An 18,623-nucleotide genomic window follows, 5' to 3' on the forward strand; every position below is an offset into this window, starting at 1 on the left:
TTTAAGTTATAGCAGTTGAAACACTGATATAAAGCGATTTGCAAGACTTTCATAGTTCTTGATAGCTTTATCTAAAATTCTCTGTTAGAATCATTAAAAGACACGGTCAAAAAATAATTTAGGTAGTGATATAAATGGGATGGTTTAAAGATTTTTTCTTTGCCGATCGAGAAGAAGCATATGAGGAAGTACAAATAGCTAAGCCAAAAGAACAGGCACCAGCGCAAGTCCAGCCGATAAAAATAGTACCAGAACCGCAACCAAAACAAGTTGCAGTAAGGCGCCCAAGTCAAGCGTCAACGAAACAAGTACGCGAAATCCATACAAAGATGGTATACCAATATCCAAAGGGCGAATTCCGTTTTCCGCTCATTCCAGATCAACCGAGACAAGCGCAGAATCAAGTAACTATACATAGTGAACCAAAAAGAATCGTATCGCCAAAAAATTCTGTGACACAACCAGTTATCGAGAAGAAACGTCCGTTCAAACCGACAGATGTTCCGTCACCAGTTTTTGCATTCCAGAAAAGACCGAGCCGTTTTGAATTCGATGTCACAAAAGAACAAGAAGTGATGGAGCCAAGCCGTGATTTAGTAGGTGAGGCCATTGAGATTATTCAAGGCAATGTTTTGGTAGAAAGCGAACCTATTGTAGAGGAAGTCGCCCAACCAGAACCGGTAGTTGAGTTGGAAGAAGTAGTAGAAGAGCCAGAAAGCATGGAAGATGTGGCGGTAGTAGAAGAAGTAGTGGCAATCGAAGAACCACAAGTCGAAGAGATACCAGAAGAAATAGAGCCAGAGCAGACGCCCGCTCCCGAACGAATCACATTGATTCACGAAACACCGGAAGCAGAAGAATCACCTCGCGAAAGAAGTGCACCACCAAAGACGAGAATCCCATTCAACGTCATGATGGTAAATCAAGACAAAAAGCAACAAGCCAAGCCTGAAACTGTAAAACAAGAAGAAGTCGCAACAGAAAAACCAGCCACCATTGCACCCGTTTTCCAAAGCAACAAAACCGCAGACGAGTCCACTAATGGCTATTATTTCCCATCACTAAATTTACTCAAGCCGCCCGTTTTTGAAAATGAAGACGCTGAATGGCTAGAGTTCCAAGAAGAACTTTTAAACGAAACACTTACGAACTTCAATGTATCCGCAAAAGTGGTCAATGTTACGCAAGGCCCCGCTGTTACCAGATTCGAAGTACAACCAGAAAAAGGCGTCAAGGTCAGCAAAATCACTAATTTAACCGATGATATCAAGCTAAACTTAGCCGCAAAAGATATCCGTATTGAAGCGCCAATTCCAGGGAAAAGCACTATCGGCATCGAGATTCCAAACGAAACGAGTCGTCCAGTCATGCTTTCCGAAATTATGAACAGTCAAGCTTTTCAGTCCAGTAAATCACCGTTAACGGCAGCGCTTGGCCTTGATATTTCAGGCGTTCCAATCGTAACAGACCTCCAGACGATGCCTCACGGTTTAATTGCCGGGGCAACAGGTTCTGGTAAGAGTGTCTGCATCAATTCCTTGCTGATTAGTTTGCTATACAAAGCGACGCCGGACGAATTGAAATTACTACTTATCGATCCAAAAATGGTAGAATTAGCGCCGTATAATCGTATCCCACATCTTGTAAGCCCAGTTATCACCGATGCAAAAGCAGCAACAGCCGCGTTGAAATGGGCCGTCGACGAAATGGAACGCAGATACCAGCTATTTTCTCATGCGGGTGTTCGAAATATGGAGAAATTCAATGAATATTCTTCGCATCCTGAACATTCCGGTGAAAAACTGCCGTACATTTTAATTATCATTGACGAGTTAGCCGACTTAATGATGGTCGCGCCAAACGACGTAGAAGAAGCGATTAGCCGAATTGCGCAAAAAGCCCGGGCTTGTGGTATTCATATGATTGTAGCGACGCAGAGGCCGTCTGTGGACGTTATAACCGGTTTGATTAAGGCGAACATCCCGACGCGCGTTTCTTTCTCTGTGTCCTCGCAAATCGACTCTAGAACGATTATCGATACGGCAGGTGCCGAGAAACTACTTGGAAAAGGGGACATGCTCTTCTTACCGAGCGGTTCTTCCAAACCAGTCCGCCTGCAAGGAACGTATGTCGGTGACCAAGAGATTGACGCTGTTATCGCTCACGTTAGAAACCAAGCAGAGCCGAATTATCTTTTCAAACAAGAAGAACTGCTGGAACGTGAAATTGCTAAGGAAGACAAAGATGACCTTTTTGACGAGGCGTGTGATTTTGTTCTATCGCAAAATGGCGCGTCGACGTCACTTTTACAACGACATTTCCGCATTGGCTATAATCGTGCCGCCAGATTAATGGAGTCGCTAGAGCAACATAATATCGTCTCAGAAACGAATGGCTCGAGACCACGAGATGTCATTATTACGCGTGAGCAGCTAGAAAAGATACGTGATATATAATACACCCGTAGTTCCATTAGCGTACACAACGGCGCAAAAACATACGCAAAACCTTGAAAAACTAAGTCCTTAGATATAAATTTCCTATTGGCGATTTCTAAATAGCTCATAAAGTGGTATAATATCTTAGTGAGTTTTTACAACGAAGAATGAGAGTACAACAAACACATGGTTCAAAATTTAAGAAGATGTCTAGAAATAATAAAAATAATGAAAATGCTCGTTCCAAGAATTAGCAACACACTATTTTTTAGGCTACCTCTTCAAAGATTAAAATTCTGGGGGTTCAATTAATGACGACGTATCATTTTGTTGGGATTAAAGGAGCAGGCATGAGTGCACTGGCTCAAATTATGTTCGATAAAGGCTTTTGTGTGCAAGGTAGTGATGTTGAGAAATATTTCTTCACACAAAAAGCACTGGAAGATGACGGGATTACGATTCTACCTTTTTCTGAGGACAATATTAAAGAAGGTCTAACTGTTATTGCAGGGAATGCATTCAAAGACGACCATCCTGAAATTAAGAAAGCGATGGATATGGATTTACCAGTCATCCGCTATCACAAGTTTTTAGGTCAATTGATTGAAGGCTATACAAGTGTTGCTATTACTGGTTCGCATGGTAAGACATCGACTACTGGTTTACTTTCTCATGTGCTAGAAGAGTTGCGCCCGACATCTTTCTTAATCGGCGACGGAACTGGGAAAGGAAACCCCAACGCGGAGTATTTCGCTTTGGAAGCTTGTGAGTATCAACGCCATTTCCTTGCTTATTCACCAACATATGCCATCATGACAAATATTGATTGGGATCATCCGGATTACTTTAAGAGTGAGGATGACGTATTTAGTGCGTTTGAATCTTTCGGTAAACAAGTGAAGAAAGCCGTGTTTGCCTTAGGTGACGATCGACAATTGCGCCGTTTAGAGCTAGAAGTTCCTGTGATTTATTTCGGTTTTGACGAGGGCAACGAATTCCAAGCTAAGAATATCGTGAAAGAAACGACTGGTTCGACGTTTGATGTGTATCATAAAGGCGAGTTCCACGGTACTTTCATTATTCCAACATACGGTGACCATAATGTATTGAACGCGCTAAGTGTCATCGCATTGTGCCACTATGAAAGCATTCCAACTGCTGACGTTGCAAAAGAATTACGCACATTTGAAGGCGTTAAGCGCCGTTTCAGCATTACGGAGAAAAAAGACCAAGTGCTAGTAGACGATTACGCGCACCATCCATCAGAGATTCGCGCGACAATCAACGCAGCACGTCAAAAATACCCGAATCGCCAAGTTGTAGCAGTATTCCAACCGCATACATTTACGCGTACACAAGCCTTTTTACAAGGTTTTGCGGATAGTTTAAATTTAGCGGACGAAGTATATTTATGCGATATTTTCGGATCAGCCCGTGAAAACCGTGGCACGCTTACTATTCAAGACTTAGCAGCCAAAACAAAAGGCCAACACGTGATTCAAGAACAGCACACTGAAGCGCTACTCGACTACAAAGACGCTGTCATCCTATTCATGGGCGCAGGCGACGTACAAAAATTCCAAGCTGCATACGAAAATATTCTTGATATGGACGTAATTGAAGAAAAGCGAGCAGTAAATTAAATAAACCAAAATAACTACCAGCCGGTAGTTATTTTTTTGCGATGTTGGGACAAAACTCAAGATAAAGCAAAGCCGCCGAGCCATTTACTTTGGGTAAGACGAAAAATTTTGCTTTACACAAATCGAGCGAAAGCGTTTGCATTCAAGGAGTTTGGTGGAAGCCGGAAGCGGAGCATACTTGTGTATGTGAGAACCGGAAGTCTGCCAAACTCCTTGAATGCGAGCGCTTGTCGCCGATTTATTTAGGGTATGCCCCAGACTCTTTGTGCAAAAAAACCAGCAAGCTGACGCCAACTGGTTTCTCAATGCATTATTAAGCTAGATTTTCAGGGTTTAATTTCTCAAGTTCAGGCAGTACAAAGCGGCCGTCTTTGCGAATTAATACGTCATCAAAGTAAATTTCGCCGCCACCGTATTCAGGGCGTTGAATATTTACTAGATCCCAGTGAATCGCGGAATGGTTGCCGTTCGGCGCTTCGTCATAACTTTGACCAGGCGTGAAGTGGAAACTTCCTTCGATTTTTTCATCAAAAAGAATGTCTTGCATTGGTTCGTGAATGAACGGGTTTACCCCAATCGCAAATTCGCCAATGTAACGCGCACCTTCGTCTGTATCCAAAATTTTGTTAATGCGTTCTGTATCATTCGCTGTTGCCTTCACAATTTTACCATTTTCGAACGTAAACGACACATTTTCAAAAACAAAACCTTGGTAAGGTGATGGTGTGTTGTATGTGATTGTTCCGTTTACAGAGTCGCGTACTGGCGCTGTATACACTTCACCATCAGGAATATTTGCTTCACCGGCACATTTAATTGCAGGAATATCTTTAATCGAAAATTGCAAGTCTGTGCCAGGTCCAACGAGGCGAACGCGATCTGTTTGGTTCATCAAGTTCACTAAGTCTTCCATTGCCTCAGCCATTTTGCTGTAGTCCAGGTTACATACTTGGAAATAGAAGTCTTCAAAACCTACCGTACTCATTTTCGAAAGTTGCGCCATAGAAGCGCTTGGGTAGCGTAAGACAACCCATTTTGTTTGCTTCACGCGGATGTCTGTATGCATTTTACCAACAGATTCGCCGTTTATTTTCATTTTGTCAGCTGGAACATCGGAAAGTTCGTTGATGTTATCGCCAGCGCGAAGGCCGATGTAAGCATCCATTTCCTTCATGACGTTGCCTTCAAATTCCGCGATTTTCGCATATTGTTCGGCGCTAGCGCCAAGCAACATTTCACGGTCTACTTGAGGTTCTTTCAAAGATACGAACGGGAATCCGCCTGCTTTATAAGCTTCAGCAACAAGAGAAGTTACTAATTCTTTTTGTAAGCCAAAGTTTTCAATAAGTACTTTTTCGCCTGGTTGTAGTTTTACAGAGTAGTTGATTAAGTTATAGGCTAGTTTTTCAATACGTGGGTCTTTCAAGAAAATCACTCCATTTCGTTTTATCCGCTTGATTCGCGGCACCTATCTATTTTACTCCAAATTAGCGAAATATGCTTCCGAAAAGAGTTCCGATTGTTTTTTGCTTTCCTTTTTCGGCTAATATTGCTAAAATGAAGACAGCCCGTACTTTGTTAAATGGTCGTTTTACATAGACGCATTGGGGGTAAAGTGCTAGATATATGTGGAGGTGTAAAGAAGGTGGAAATAATTTTGTATATTGCGGCTCTAATCGCTGCAATCGCGTTACTTGTCATTGCGGTTTACCTTGGTATGACACTTCGGTCGACTTCTAAAACAATGGATGAAGTAGCCAAATCGCTAGAAGAAATGACGGGTGAGGTCAAAGGAATCACTGACCAAGCCGAGAAATTAATGGGCAAGACGAATGATCTTCTCGAAGATATTAACGGGAAGGTGGCTAAAGTAGATCCAGTATTCGATGCGGTAGGGGATATCGGCGTATCATTACTAGGACTTAGCCAATCGGTTCGCGAATTAGCAACACTTGCGACCAATAAAGTAACAGCCAATGAACAAAAGATTGTCCAAGCTGTATCATTCAGCAATTCTATTTTGTCGTTCCGCGATAAGATGAAAGCGAATAAAGCAGCGAAACAAGCTGCTGCAGAAGCACAAGAAGAAGCAGCGCAATTATAAAAAAACGAATGTGGAGGGAATATATATGTCTGAAAAAGATGGAATTAATGTAAAAGATTTTCTAATCGGTGGTCTAATTGGTGGAATCGTTGGTTCAGTAACAGCGCTTTTACTAGCTCCTAAATCAGGAAAAGAACTACGTGGTGACTTAAACGAACATGTGGATGTTCTAAAAGAAAAAGGCACACAATGGAAAGACGTTGCCTACGAAAAAGGAATCGAAATTGGCAATGTAGCCAAAGAAAAACGTGATTCTATCTTGGACTCAACATCTGGATTCGTAGACGTTGTTAAAGATAAATCAGGTCAATTATACGAAAGCGTTTCTAAACAAACAAAATCTGTGAAAGAAACTGCTAGCGCTGGCTTAGAAGCAACAAAACAAGCGGCACAAAAAGCTGGCGATACATTCAAATCAGAAGCGAAAGATGCGAAATCAGACGTAAAAGACGCTGCTGAAAAAACAAAAGAAGAAGTAAAAGAAGCTTCTAAAACCGCGAAAGACAAAACAGAAAAAATCGCAGACGACGCGAAAAAAGAATTGAAAAAATAAAATCTGTCTAAGAAAGATCCGGATGCAAGTTATGCGTGAAAATGCGTAGCTTGCGTCTTTTTTTGCAATAACTAGGTAAATGGAACGGTTATCATAAAAAAGAAGCTTGCAATTAGAAGCAAGTAATGTTAGTATTGTATTATTCACTTTAACACTTAAAAGCGCTTAAGTAGAAAAGCGACATGGTGACAAATAATTATTTTTCATCTATAATGAATAAATATACTGTACAAAGACAGGCAGAGAAATTGGAGAGGTGGCAAAAAACATGGGAAACCCAAATTTAGAAGAGTTGCGCGCACAAGTAGATGCTTTAAACATTGAGGTGTTAGAAGCAATCAACAAACGAGCGAACTTAGTGCAAGAAATCGGTAAAATTAAAGGAATGCAAGGCGTTATTCGTTTTGATCCAGTTCGTGAACGTCAAATGTTAAATGCGATTACGGATGCGAATAAAGGTCCTTTTGAAGATAGCACGATCGAAAAGCTATTTAAAGAAATTTTCAAAGCTGGTTTGGAATTACAAGAAGACGATAATTCAAAAGCATTGCTTGTTTCGCGTAAGAATAAGAAAGAGGATACAATTGTTCCAGTAAATGGCGTGCCAATCGGTAACGGAACTCCAACATTTGTATTCGGTCCATGTTCGGTAGAATCGTATGAACAAGTAGCAACGGTTGCTGGTGCGGTTCGTGATAAAGGCTTGAAATTACTTCGTGGCGGCGCGTTTAAACCACGTACAAGCCCATATGATTTCCAAGGCTTAGGTGTAGAAGGATTACAAATCTTGAAGCGCGTAGCAGACGAATTTGGTCTTGGCGTTATTAGTGAAATCGTAACACCACGCGATATTGAAGTGGCACTTGACCATATCGATGTTATCCAAATCGGTGCGCGTAACATGCAGAACTTCGAACTTCTAAAAGCTGTTGGACAAGTAGACAAGCCAATTCTATTAAAACGTGGCCTATCAGCAACGATTGAAGAATTTGTCGGTGCTGCGGAATACATTATGGCGCAAGGAAACAGCCAAATCATCCTTTGCGAACGCGGTATTCGTACGTACGAGAAAGCAACGCGGAATACACTAGATATCTCTGCTGTTCCAATTCTAAAACAAGAAACACATTTACCAGTGATGGTGGATGTAACGCATTCTACAGGACGTAAAGATTTACTACTTCCATGTGCCAAAGCAGCTCTTGCAATCGGTGCGGACGGCGTAATGGCAGAAGTACATCCAGATCCAGCAGTCGCTCTTTCTGACGCAGCACAACAAATGAACTTGAAAGAATTTGACGCTTTCTGGGAAGAAATTTTGAAATCAAAATTAGTACCAGAGAACATTCAATAAATGTATGAAAGAGAGTAGTTAGGAAATCATTTCTAGCTACTTTTTTTATGGCTATTTTTAGGTGAGTCACCATTTTGTTAAAAAAATGCACCCGTTTGGATTGTTGCTATGACTTGTTTTTGACGATTTTGACTGAATTTGACTCGATAAAACGTTTTCTTCTGAATTTTTAGTAATGTAAATAATAAGTGAAAACAATTGCATAACGAAAAAAACTATCGTATTATAAAGTGTAAGCACGAATGTGTACGTTTACAATAGTGGCATATGGCTAACTATTAAAAATAATTTAATTTTGGAGAGTGAAATAGATGAATGTGACAATTTATGATGTGGCGCGCGAAGCAAATGTATCGATGGCGACCGTTTCTCGTGTCGTTAACGGAAATCCGAACGTAAAACCAATTACTAGAAAAAAGGTACTTGATGTTATCAAACAATTGGGCTATCGTCCAAACGCGGTTGCCCGTGGTCTAGCAAGTAAGAAAACAACGACAGTCGGCGTAATGATTCCGGATATTTCGAACGTATTTTATGCAGAATTAGCACGTGGTATTGAAGATATCGCGACGATGTATAAATACAATATTATTTTGAGCAACTCCGATGAAAATGAAGACAAAGAGTTGCAAGTACTTAACACCTTGTTAGGCAAGCAAGTCGACGGTATTATTTACATGGGTGAACGCATTTCAGAACAGTTACAAGAAGAATTCGATCGTTCGCCAGCACCAGTCGTTTTGGCAGGCTCTGTAGACGCAGCAAACAAAATCGCATCGGTTAACATCGATTACAAACAAGCAAGCTACGAAGCAGTATCACGCTTTACAAAAAATGGCCGTAAGAAAATCGCCTTCATCAGCGGTTCTTTAGACGAGCCTGTAAACAGTGAATTGAAGCTTGGTGGTTATCGCGAAGCCTTGAAAGAAGCGAAAATCAAGTTCAACGAAGACTACGTATTAGAATCAGCGTATAATTACGAAGCTGGAGTGAAAGCTTGGGAGCAATTAAGCAGCTTGAAAGCAACACCAGACGCGATTTACGTAGCAGACGACGAACTAGCAATGGGCGTATTAAATGCCGCATTAGATGCAGGCGTGAAAGTACCCGAAGACTTGGAAATCGTTACATCTAACAATACAAAACTAACATTGATGGCGCGTCCGCAATTATCAACGGTCGTACAACCACTTTATGATATCGGCGCCGTAGCCATGCGTTTACTAACGAAATTGATGGCAAACGAAGAAGTCGAAGAAAAAACAGTTATCTTACCACACAGTGAAAAAATGCGCGGAACAACACGCTAAATTTTCAATTCCATTTGACAAACAATACAAACCTATGTTAAAAATAGAAATACAAGTTTATATCGAAAAGCTATGAACGGACGAAGTAGTCGCTTATCCCTGTATCAAGAGAGCTGGTGGGAGCTGAGAACCAGTACAAATAAGTGAGACGAATTACATCCCGGAGCATATTTGCATTTGCAAACGGTAGTATTTGCCGTTATCTTAATGAAGCGAGGAAGATTTTTTTCCTAAGTTGGGTGGTACCACGTATATTTTGCGTCCCTTCGTCTATGACGGGGGGACTTTTTGTTGGGGCTGTATGAAACAAAGTGAATTACAGCCCCAATATAAGCGTGAGCAAAGCGATGGGTTAATCCACTAAAAAGAAACATCGCGTTCCCACGTTATAAAGTACGGGCTGTAACTCAGTTGCTAGTTTTACAGTCCAATACAAGCATGAATCAATCCATCTAAAGCCCATCACATCAAAAAACACCAAATAATAATAAAAGTAAGGAGCCAAAAAAATGAATATTATCGATGAACTAGAATGGCGCGGCGCAATTTACCAACAAACAGACGAAGAAGGACTTCGCGAATTAACAAATAAAGAATCAATCTCACTATACTGCGGCATTGACCCAACAGGCGACTCGATGCATATCGGCCATTTAATCCCATTCATGATTTTACGCCGTTTTCAAAATGCAGGACATCGCCCAATCGTTGTCGTAGGCGGTGCAACAGGATCCATCGGTGACCCAAGTGGCAAGAAAGAAGAACGCCAACTGCAATCCATCGAACAAGTGAATAAAAACGTCGAAAGCTTACGTGGTCAGCTAGAAACGATTTTTGATTTTTCCGGTGAGAACGGTGCGATTATGGTGAACAACTATGATTGGACGAAGGATTTGACGGTGCTTGATTTCTTGCGCGATTACGGGAAGAACTTCAACGTGAACACAATGCTTGCAAAAGATATCGTCGCGAATCGTTTAGAAGTCGGAATTTCGTTTACAGAATTCGCATACCAAATTTTACAAGCGATGGATTACAATGAGTTGTATGAAAATCACAATTGTCGTTTGCAAATCGGTGGTAGCGATCAGTGGGGAAATATTACGGCGGGTCTTGACCTAATCCGCAAAAAACAAGGCGAAGGTGCAAAAGCTTTCGGTTTGACGATTCCGTTATTGACGAAAGCCGATGGAACAAAATTTGGTAAAACAGAAGGTGGCGCGATTTGGCTAAACGCTGAAAAAACAACGCCATATGAGTTTTACCAATTCTGGATCAATACAGATGACCGTGATGTTGTGAAATACTTGAAATACTTCACGTTCTTAAATCAAGATGAAATCAATGACTTGGAATCCGCGGTCAAACTAGAACCACATCGTCGCGCAGCGCAACGCTCTTTAGCAGCAGAAATGACGCGTTTTATTCATGGCCAAGAAGCATTAGACCAAGCGATCAAAATTTCCGAAGCATTGTTTAGCGGAGACGTAAAAGCGTTGACAGCAGACGAAATTGAGCAGGGTTTTAAAGATGTTCCAACGTTCACGGCAAGTCAAGACGAGGCGTTGCTAGTTGATTGGCTAGTAGAACTGGGTATCGAGCCTTCGAAACGCCAATCACGCGAGGATATCGGCAATGGCGCCATTTACATCAACGGAGAACGCGTCCAAGACTTAGAAAAAGTGGTGACAAGCGCGGATCGTGTCGAAAATCGTTTTACAATCGTGCGTCGTGGTAAGAAAAAATATTCCTTGGTGCGCTATGCCTAATGTGCATCTGGAATTGATGAAACAGGCAGATTTTGCGGCTTTCTCGGAAAATTTGAGTATTGCTTATGCGGAAGATAAAGTGGAGGCGGGGACATGGCTTGCTTCTGAAGCTTTGGCAAATGCGAAACAAAGCATGAGAGACACGCTTCCAAATGGCGTAAATACACCGAATCACTTTATTTGGGACGTTATACGTTCACATGAAAAAGTTGGCACGTTGTGGGTTTGTCAGGAGGAGCAATCTTATTTTATCTATGACATTATTATTTTCGAGGCGTTTCAGAATCAAGGGCTAGGTAGTGAGTTGTTAGCCGTGCTTGAAGAGGAAGCACAGGCGCAAGGGATTACGGAAATCAGTCTTCATGTGTTTGGGCATAATAAACGCGCGATTCATGTTTATGAGAAGATGGGTTTCGAAACAACCGATATTTCCATGCGGAAAAGGATCTAAAAAAGTTTGGCGAACAGTCGCCAAACTTTTTTGTTGCACAAAAAAAACCTCGAGTGCCCTGCACTCGAGGTTCTGATAGCAATGATTAACGTGAATAGAATTCTACGATAAATGCTTCGTTGATTTCAGCATGAAGTTCTGAACGTTCTGGCAGGCGGTTTAATGTACCTGTCAATTTTTCAGCGTCGAAAGTTAGGTATTCAGGCACGAATGCTGCTACATCTAAGCTTTCAGCGATTGCTGATAATTTTAGAGATTTTTCGCGAACGCTGATCACTTGGTTAGGTGATACTTGGTAAGATGGGATATCTACGCGTTTGCCGTCTACTAAAATGTGACCGTGGTTTACTAATTGACGTGCTGCACGACGTGTGCGAGCAAGACCTAAACGGTAAACCAAGTTGTCAAGGCGTTGTTCTAGTAAGATCATGAAGTTCTCACCGTGTTTACCTTGTAATTTACCAGCTTTAACGAACGTGTTTTTGAATTGACGTTCTGTTAAGCCGTACATGTGACGCAATTTTTGTTTCTCTGCTTGTTGTAAACCGTACTCAGAGATTTTCTTACGTTGTGTCGGACCGTGTTGCCCTGGAGCGTACGGACGACGTTCTAATTCTTTACCTGTTCCTGAAAGTGATAATCCCAAACGACGGGAAATCTTCCAGCTTGGACCTGTATAACGAGCCATTGATTGACTCCTCCTTTATATTTGTTTTGGCATAAAACAAACAAGTGTGAACAACCAAATACGTGCAGTTTATCTTCATGTATCTTCGCCCTTGCAGCAGCAGGTTACAGGATACACCACGAAAATTCGGGGATAAACAACGGTCATATTCATCATCACTCAAGCTGCATTTTACACGCTTTCTAGTATAGTACATTTGTAGTGCTGTTGTCAACTTAAATTATAATGTGTTTGTTAGTATCGAAACAACTTGTTCTAAGTAAGCTTGATCGGTTTCATCAAATCGGTCAAAAGAAGGGCTGTCCACATCTAGTACGCCGAGCAATTGTCCGTTGTGCACGATGGGTACGACGATTTCAGATTTTGATGCAGCGTCGCATGCGATATGTCCAGGGAACTCATTGACGTTTTTAACAAGGTAGGTGGTTTGTTCGGCAGCTGCAGAGCCACAGACGCCGCGTCCTAGTGGAATGCGAATACATGCGGGTAAGCCTTGGAATGGACCGAGAACGAGCTGATTCGAAGTTTCTTCATATAAATAAAAGCCAACCCAGTTAATATCAGTTAGGGCTTGATTTAATAACGCGGAAATGTTGCTCAAGTTGGCAATGAGATTCGGTTCGCCAGCAATCATTGCTTCGACTTGTTTGACGCATAATTGGTAATTTTCTGCTTTACTTCCTGTGAATTTTGGAATTTCAATCATTTTTTTCACCACTTTTTCATTATTTTTGGTTTTAAATAAGGCAAATACAGAAGAATCGTGTTAGAATGGTTTATGTGTATAATGAGTTAGTATAGCATGAAATTCTAATTTTTACTTAGATGCGTGTTTGAAAAATAGAGATATAAAGAATAGTAGGAGGTAACGATATGTTTGTTTGGTATTTACTCGGCTTTGTCGTGCTGGTAGCAGTGATATTTACAGTCGGATACATAATGAAGAAAAAGCATTATCAACGAATTAATGAATTAGAAGCGCAAAAAATTGAATTGATGGAACGCCCGGTTATTGACGAGTTAACGAAGGTGAAGAAATTGAAGCTAACTGGCCAAACAGAGGCTTTGTTTGAGTCATGGCGCGATTCATGGGATGAGATTGCGACGAAGCTGTTTCCCGATTTGGAAGAGTATATTTTAAATGCTGAGCAACACACGGATCGTTACCAGTTCCGCCAAGCAACGCAAATGGAAAACCAAGTCGAGCAAGTGATTCATGATATCGATACGCAAATGAAACAGATTTTGCGCGGGTTAAAAGAGTTGTTAGCTAGTGAAGAACGCAATGCCCAAGATATTCGTATGGCAAAAGATAAGTTCACGATGATTCGCCGCGATGTGCTCAGCAATGGTTATAAGTTAGGTGAGGCACTTGGTGGTGTGGAAGGTGAGCTTGATGCGATTGCAGAAAGCTTGAATCGCTTTGATATGTTGACGGATCAAGGAGATTACTTGGAAGCGCGGGAAACGGTGCTTAACGTGCAACACAATTTAGAGAAACTTGGCATGAAAATGGAGAAGATTCCTGGTTTGTTACGGGAAAGCGATATTATTTTGCCAGATGAAATGAGTAAATTGCAAGCGGGCTATGATGAAATGGTGCAACAGGGCTATTATTTAGAGCAATTGCAACTTGCGGCGGAATTAGAACGGATGAGCGAGCGCGTGGCGGACTTGAAAGTGAAGATAGTTGACGGCGAGCTTGAAGCTGTTGAAAATGGTGTGGCGGAGCTGCATACAGAAATTAATTTATTTTATGATACGCTGGAACATGAAGTGGAGGCGCGTCATTTTGTGAAGGAAAACCGGATTGTGGTGGAAGCGAAGTTGGAGAAACAAGTATCGGTTTCTGACGCGCTAGCCGAGCAAATCAAAGAAGTGAAGCAGACGTATCATGTGTCAGAAGACGAACTAGCGACGTATTTAAAAGTTGCGAGTCAATTAGAAACGCAGAAAGAGCAATTGGTATCCGTGACAGAGCGCTTATCAGAAGTGAAAATCGCGTATTCAGCGGCGGAAGATACGTTAAAAGAGATTGACGCGATTGTATCGAATATTTCGGTGGAGCAAGATACCTTTGCTGAAGAATTGCGTTCGCTACGAAAAGACGAGCTGGAGGCACGTGAAGATGCGGATAGAATGCGTCGTGCTGTTGTGAACTTAACTCGGAAATTAGACCGTGAGCGCCTTCCTGGCAAGCCAGAGGAGTATGTCGCGCTTAGTGAACATATGGAAGAATCGATTGTGAAGTTAGAAGAACGGCTGGAAGAAAAGCCGTTGAATATGAAAGCAATCAATCACGAATGGCGAGTTGCCAAAGAAAACCTCGATCATTTAACAGAGAAAGCGGAAGAAATGATTGTGAACGTGCATTTAGTGGAGCATGTGATTCAATATGCGAACCGTTACCGTTTGCGTAACCCAGAGCTTGCCGAGGAATTGCGCAAAGCAGAGGATCATTTTTATAAGGACTTTTTGTATAATAAGGCTTTGGAGATTGCTGTGACGGCTTTGGAGAAAGTGGAGCCGAGTGCGTTTAAGAAGATTGAGAAAGCGTATGAGATGCAAATTAATGTAGACGAAGTGGAATAAAAAAGTTTTTGAAAGCAGAAATTTTGTCTTAGGAAAGAGGAGACGCTATTTCTGCTTTTTTTGCTTGACATGTGTGGTAAAATGTTTAGGTAGAGAATTGGTAATGGAGGCTTTGAAGGATGATTTATTTTGATAATAGCGCGACGACGAAGCCGCTGGATGCTTGTATTGAAACGTACGGAAAAGTAGCGGCGAATTATTTTGCGAACCCGTCTTCGTTGCATCGTTATGGCACGAAAGTCAATGAATTGCATGAACAGGCGCGGACGCTTGTGGCGAATAAGATGGGCGTTTTGGCGGAGGAAGTTATTTTTACATCGGGTGGTACGGAAGGAAATAATATGGCGATTAAAGGTGTTGCGGGATTTTATAGCAACCGCGGGAAACATATTATTACGACGGCGATTGAACATCCTTCTGTGCAAAATACGATGGATGCTTTGGAGGCGCAAGGCTTTGAAGTGACGCGTTTGCCTGTCGATGCGACGGGTGTTGTTTCGGTGGATGTGCTGATGGAGGCGTTACGCCCGGACACGATTTTGGTGTCGGTGATGCATGTGAATAATGAGGTTGGATCGGTGCAGCCTATACGGGAAATTGCGGATGTGTTGGCAACGCGGAGTCAGACGTTTTTTCATGTGGACCATGTGCAGGGGTTAACGAAAGTGCCGCTGGATGTGACGGGGATTGACTTGGTGACGGTTTCGGGACATAAAATTCATGGCTTGAAAGGAACGGGCGTGCTGCTTAAGAAGAAGCATGTGTCGTTGATGCCGCTGTTAGATGGCGGTGGGCAGGAGTTTGGCTTGCGGAACGGGACGGAGAACACGGCGGGTGCTGTTGCTTTTGCGAAGGCGTTGCGGATTGGCTTTGAGGAGCAGTCGGCGAAACTTCCCGAGTTGCTTGCGATTCGTGATTATTTGCTAGAGACGCTTGGTGCGATGCCGGAAGTTTCGGTGCATACGGACAGAAGTCATGCGGCTCCGCACATTTGTTGTTTTTCGGTTGTGGGACATCGCGGGGAAGTGCTCGTGCATGCTTTGGAGGAGTATGATATTTATGTTTCGACGACCAGTGCTTGTTCTTCGCGTGCCAAACTTGCCAGTAGTACGTTAAAAGCGATGCAAGTAACGGATGACGAGGCAGTTGGCGCCGTTCGTGTCAGTTTATCATACCAAAATACGATGGCCGAAGCGCAGCGTTTTATAGAAGCAATTCGAGTTGTTATAAAAAATCTAAATGAAGTGGTGAAATAATGAAATATGATCGCATAGTCGTAAGATACGGCGAATTATCAACTAAAGGAAGAAATAGAAAACAATTTATTAAAAAGTTAGCGCATAACGTGAAGCGGGCCATTGCTGATTTTCCGGAAGTGAAGGTTTTTGGTGAGCGTGATCGGATGTACTTGTTACTAAATGGTGCGGATGACCAGGTAATTTTAGAACGGTTGCAGCCGATTTTTGGGATTCAGTCGTTTAGTCCTGCGGTTCGTGTGCCACAAGATGTGGAAGAAATGAAGCGGGCTGGCCTTGAGTTAGTGCGTGCGATGCATCAGCCTGGTGGTAGTTTTAAAGTGAATGCGCGTCGTTCGGATCGTTCGTTTGAACTGGATACGAATGGGGTGAATCACGAGCTTGGCGGTTATATTTTACAAAATATCGATGATTTGCATGTCAATGTGAAAACGCCGGATGTGAAGTTGCTCGTGGAAGTTCGGAGTGAGGGCGTGTTCTTGTCGTGTCAGACGATTCAAGGCGCAGGTGGTTTGCCGGTTAGTTCTTCTGGTCGCGCGATGTTGATGCTTTCTGGCGGGATTGATAGTCCTGTGGCGGGATATTTGGCGATGAAACGCGGAGTTGAAATTGAAGCTGTGCATTTTCATAGTCCGCCATATACGAGTGAGCGCGCGCGTCAAAAAGCTGTAGATTTGGCTGGGAAACTCGCGAAGTATAGCGGTCAGGTGCAAATGCATGTCGTGCCGTTTACCGCGATTCAAGAAATGATTAAAAAGCAGATTCCAGAAGGTTTTACGATGACAGTTACGCGGCGTTTAATGCTACGGGTTACAGATGAATTGCGCAAACGTCGGGAATGCTTGGCGATTGTGAATGGTGAAAGCTTAGGGCAAGTAGCGAGTCAAACGTTGGAAAGTATGCTTGCTATTAACGCGGTGACAACAACGCCGATTATTCGCCCGGTCGTATCAATGGATAAAAATGAGATTATTGATATTGCGCAACGTATTGATACGTATGAAATTTCTGTGCGTCCTTTCGAGGATTGTTGCACGATTTTCACACCACCATCTCCAAAAACACGTCCGAAATTGGAAAAAGTCGAGCATTATGAGAGTTTTGTTGATTTTGAGGCGATGGTACAAGAAGCGGTGAATATGACAGAGACGTTTTCCGTGGATATTGCAGATGTAAATAAAGTGCAGGATGAGTTTTCAGACCTGTTTTAATGAGAGAGACGATGCCGAATGTGGTGTCGTCTTTTTTATGTGAATTGATAGGTGTATAAAAAACGGCATTAATATACATGAATGGTGCATAAAATAGTTTTATAATTTATAAAAAACCATTTGACATTATAAATATACAAGTTTATAATAAGTTTTATCATTTAAAAATAAGAAGGGTGGGAAAATCATGAAAGTTTCGATTATTGGAGCAACGGGTTACGGAGGGCTTGAATTACTCCGATTATTGCATCAGCATCCGCACGTTGAGATTGCGTCATTGCACAGCTTTTCGGCACAGACGGAGGACATTTCACGTTTTTACCCACATTTACATACGGTGTATCATCAAGCGTTAGCTGAGATTGATGCGGTGAAAATTGCGGAGGAGAGCGAGGCGGTGTTTCTGGCGACGCCGAGCGGTGTGGCAAAGGATGCGGCGCAACCTTTTATTGATGCGGGAATGAAGGTCATTGATTTGTCGGGCGACTTCCGATTGTCAAAGGAAGGCTATGAGAAGTGGTATAACAAGGACGCGGCGCCGGATGCTTATTTGGAGCAGGCGGAATACGGATTGGCAGAGTGGCGAACGGGGACGGATGCGACGTTTATTTCGAATCCGGGGTGTTATGCGACGGCGACATTGCTTGGTTTAGCGCCACTTGTGATGCAGTATTTGGTTGTGGAGGATTCGATTATTGTAGACGCGAAATCGGGTATTTCTGGGGCGGGCAAGACGCCGAGTGAGAATACGCATTTTCCGGAGACGAATGAGAATATGACGCTGTATCGGATGAATAAGCATCAGCATATTCCGGAGATTATGAGACAGTTGCAGGTTTGGAATGAGAATATTGATGCGATTACGTTTTCGACGTCGCTGATTCCAGTGACGCGAGGCATTTTTGCAACGATTTATGCAAAGGCAAAAGCGGGGACAACGACGGAGGAACTTTTGGCATTATATCGGGAAAGTTATGACGGGAAGCCATTTGTGCGAATTCAGGCGCAGGATGTGTATCCGACGCTAAAACAAGTGACGGCTTCGAATTTTTGCGATATTGGGCTTTGCTACAATGAGCGCACGAATATGATTACGATTGTTGTCGTGATTGATAATTTGGTCAAAGGGGCTGCGGGACAAGCGATTCAGAATTTGAATTTGATGGCTGGGTTCGATGAAACGGCTGGGCTTGATTTTATACCAGTCTATCCGTAATTAGGGGGAATTAGGATGGAAAAAATATTGGAAAAAGA

General features: G+C 42.4%; 15 protein-coding genes and 1 other annotated feature. Of the genes, 12 read left to right on the forward strand and 3 right to left on the reverse strand.

Features of this window, described 5'->3' with window-relative positions:
* The first annotated feature begins 134 nt into the window (after positions 1 to 134).
* Positions 135 to 2,456 carry a DNA translocase FtsK gene (locus EP57_RS14140; protein WP_036087716.1) on the forward strand — a complete coding sequence of 774 codons (2,322 nt, stop codon included), beginning with the start codon at positions 135 to 137 and terminating at the stop codon, positions 2,454 to 2,456.
* A 293-nt stretch (positions 2,457 to 2,749) separates the two neighbouring features.
* Complete coding sequence (gene murC, locus EP57_RS14145) at positions 2,750 to 4,081, forward strand: UDP-N-acetylmuramate--L-alanine ligase (protein WP_036087718.1); 1,332 nt, start codon at positions 2,750 to 2,752, stop codon at positions 4,079 to 4,081.
* A 313-nt stretch (positions 4,082 to 4,394) separates the two neighbouring features.
* Here murC and EP57_RS14150 read toward each other — a convergent pair whose 3' ends face one another.
* The gene (locus tag EP57_RS14150; protein WP_036087719.1) at positions 4,395 to 5,507 is read right to left on the reverse strand and encodes an aminopeptidase; all 1,113 of its coding nucleotides are present in this window, start codon (positions 5,505 to 5,507) and stop codon (positions 4,395 to 4,397) included.
* A 219-nt stretch (positions 5,508 to 5,726) separates the two neighbouring features.
* On the opposite strand from EP57_RS14150, the gene EP57_RS14155 reads away from it, so the two are divergent.
* The 6 genes from EP57_RS14155 (at position 5,727) to EP57_RS14180 (ending at position 11,622) form a co-directional block, all read left to right on the forward strand.
* Positions 5,727 to 6,185, forward strand: a complete 459-nt coding sequence (locus EP57_RS14155) for a DUF948 domain-containing protein (protein ID WP_036087720.1) — start codon at positions 5,727 to 5,729, stop codon at positions 6,183 to 6,185.
* Positions 6,186 to 6,210: 25 nt separating this feature from the next.
* On the forward strand, positions 6,211 to 6,738 hold the full coding sequence (locus EP57_RS14160; protein ID WP_036087721.1) for a YtxH domain-containing protein: 528 nt from the start codon (positions 6,211 to 6,213) through the stop codon (positions 6,736 to 6,738).
* A 268-nt stretch (positions 6,739 to 7,006) separates the two neighbouring features.
* A complete protein-coding gene (locus tag EP57_RS14165) occupies positions 7,007 to 8,092 on the forward strand; it encodes a bifunctional 3-deoxy-7-phosphoheptulonate synthase/chorismate mutase (RefSeq protein WP_036087722.1) in 1,086 nt (361 codons plus the stop codon).
* Positions 8,093 to 8,403: 311 nt separating this feature from the next.
* A complete protein-coding gene (gene ccpA, locus EP57_RS14170; protein ID WP_036087723.1) occupies positions 8,404 to 9,402 on the forward strand; it encodes a catabolite control protein A in 999 nt (332 codons plus the stop codon).
* A gap of 63 nt (positions 9,403 to 9,465) precedes the next feature.
* Positions 9,466 to 9,671, forward strand: a binding site (T-box leader).
* Between the two features lie 240 nt (positions 9,672 to 9,911).
* Entirely contained in the window at positions 9,912 to 11,171 is a 1,260-nt protein-coding gene (tyrS, locus tag EP57_RS14175; RefSeq protein ID WP_036087725.1) for a tyrosine--tRNA ligase, read from the forward strand.
* A gap of 16 nt (positions 11,172 to 11,187) precedes the next feature.
* Complete coding sequence (locus EP57_RS14180; RefSeq protein WP_241480732.1) at positions 11,188 to 11,622, forward strand: GNAT family N-acetyltransferase; 435 nt, start codon at positions 11,188 to 11,190, stop codon at positions 11,620 to 11,622.
* Positions 11,623 to 11,707: 85 nt separating this feature from the next.
* Here the strand turns inward: EP57_RS14180 and rpsD are convergent, their stop codons facing one another.
* The gene (gene rpsD / locus EP57_RS14185; protein ID WP_036087726.1) at positions 11,708 to 12,310 is read right to left on the reverse strand and encodes a 30S ribosomal protein S4; all 603 of its coding nucleotides are present in this window, start codon (positions 12,308 to 12,310) and stop codon (positions 11,708 to 11,710) included.
* A 220-nt stretch (positions 12,311 to 12,530) separates the two neighbouring features.
* On the reverse strand, positions 12,531 to 13,016 hold the full coding sequence (locus EP57_RS14190) for a GAF domain-containing protein (protein WP_036087728.1): 486 nt from the start codon (positions 13,014 to 13,016) through the stop codon (positions 12,531 to 12,533).
* A gap of 167 nt (positions 13,017 to 13,183) precedes the next feature.
* Here EP57_RS14190 and EP57_RS14195 point away from each other — a divergent pair, with 167 nt between their 5' ends.
* From EP57_RS14195 to argC, 4 genes are all read left to right on the forward strand, one after another.
* The gene (locus EP57_RS14195; RefSeq protein WP_036087731.1) at positions 13,184 to 14,902 is read left to right on the forward strand and encodes a septation ring formation regulator EzrA; all 1,719 of its coding nucleotides are present in this window, start codon (positions 13,184 to 13,186) and stop codon (positions 14,900 to 14,902) included.
* 119 nt (positions 14,903 to 15,021) lie between these two features.
* Complete coding sequence (locus EP57_RS14200; protein ID WP_036087734.1) at positions 15,022 to 16,158, forward strand: cysteine desulfurase family protein; 1,137 nt, start codon at positions 15,022 to 15,024, stop codon at positions 16,156 to 16,158.
* Positions 16,158 to 17,369, forward strand: a complete 1,212-nt coding sequence (gene thiI / locus EP57_RS14205) for a tRNA uracil 4-sulfurtransferase ThiI (RefSeq protein ID WP_036087737.1) — start codon at positions 16,158 to 16,160, stop codon at positions 17,367 to 17,369. Before EP57_RS14200 ends, thiI begins: the two co-directional genes overlap by 1 nt.
* A 187-nt stretch (positions 17,370 to 17,556) precedes the next feature.
* Complete coding sequence (gene argC, locus EP57_RS14210) at positions 17,557 to 18,585, forward strand: N-acetyl-gamma-glutamyl-phosphate reductase (protein ID WP_036087739.1); 1,029 nt, start codon at positions 17,557 to 17,559, stop codon at positions 18,583 to 18,585.
* The last annotated feature ends 38 nt before the right edge of the window (positions 18,586 to 18,623 follow it).

Origin of the sequence: Listeria booriae, assembly GCF_000766865.1 — a bacterium.
In the GTDB taxonomy this organism is placed as follows: domain Bacteria; phylum Bacillota; class Bacilli; order Lactobacillales; family Listeriaceae; genus Listeria_A; species Listeria_A booriae.

Bases quoted from the DNA above. Each gene is read 5' to 3' on its own strand.
- thiI (WP_036087737.1), top strand. From the start codon at position 16,158: ATGAAATATGATCGCATAGTCGTAAGATACGGCGAATTATCAACTAAA.
- EP57_RS14165 (WP_036087722.1), top strand. From the start codon at position 7,007: ATGGGAAACCCAAATTTAGAAGAGTTGCGCGCACAAGTAGATGCTTTA.
- EP57_RS14200 (WP_036087734.1), top strand. From the start codon at position 15,022: ATGATTTATTTTGATAATAGCGCGACGACGAAGCCGCTGGATGCTTGT.
- argC (WP_036087739.1), top strand. From the start codon at position 17,557: ATGAAAGTTTCGATTATTGGAGCAACGGGTTACGGAGGGCTTGAATTA.
- EP57_RS14195 (WP_036087731.1), top strand. From the start codon at position 13,184: ATGTTTGTTTGGTATTTACTCGGCTTTGTCGTGCTGGTAGCAGTGATA.
- EP57_RS14160 (WP_036087721.1), top strand. From the start codon at position 6,211: ATGTCTGAAAAAGATGGAATTAATGTAAAAGATTTTCTAATCGGTGGT.
- EP57_RS14180 (WP_241480732.1), top strand. From the start codon at position 11,188: ATGAAACAGGCAGATTTTGCGGCTTTCTCGGAAAATTTGAGTATTGCT.
- murC (WP_036087718.1), top strand. From the start codon at position 2,750: ATGACGACGTATCATTTTGTTGGGATTAAAGGAGCAGGCATGAGTGCA.
- tyrS (WP_036087725.1), top strand. From the start codon at position 9,912: ATGAATATTATCGATGAACTAGAATGGCGCGGCGCAATTTACCAACAA.
- ccpA (WP_036087723.1), top strand. From the start codon at position 8,404: ATGAATGTGACAATTTATGATGTGGCGCGCGAAGCAAATGTATCGATG.
- EP57_RS14140 (WP_036087716.1), top strand. From the start codon at position 135: ATGGGATGGTTTAAAGATTTTTTCTTTGCCGATCGAGAAGAAGCATAT.
- EP57_RS14190 (WP_036087728.1), bottom strand. From the start codon at position 13,016: ATGATTGAAATTCCAAAATTCACAGGAAGTAAAGCAGAAAATTACCAA.
- rpsD (WP_036087726.1), bottom strand. From the start codon at position 12,310: ATGGCTCGTTATACAGGTCCAAGCTGGAAGATTTCCCGTCGTTTGGGA.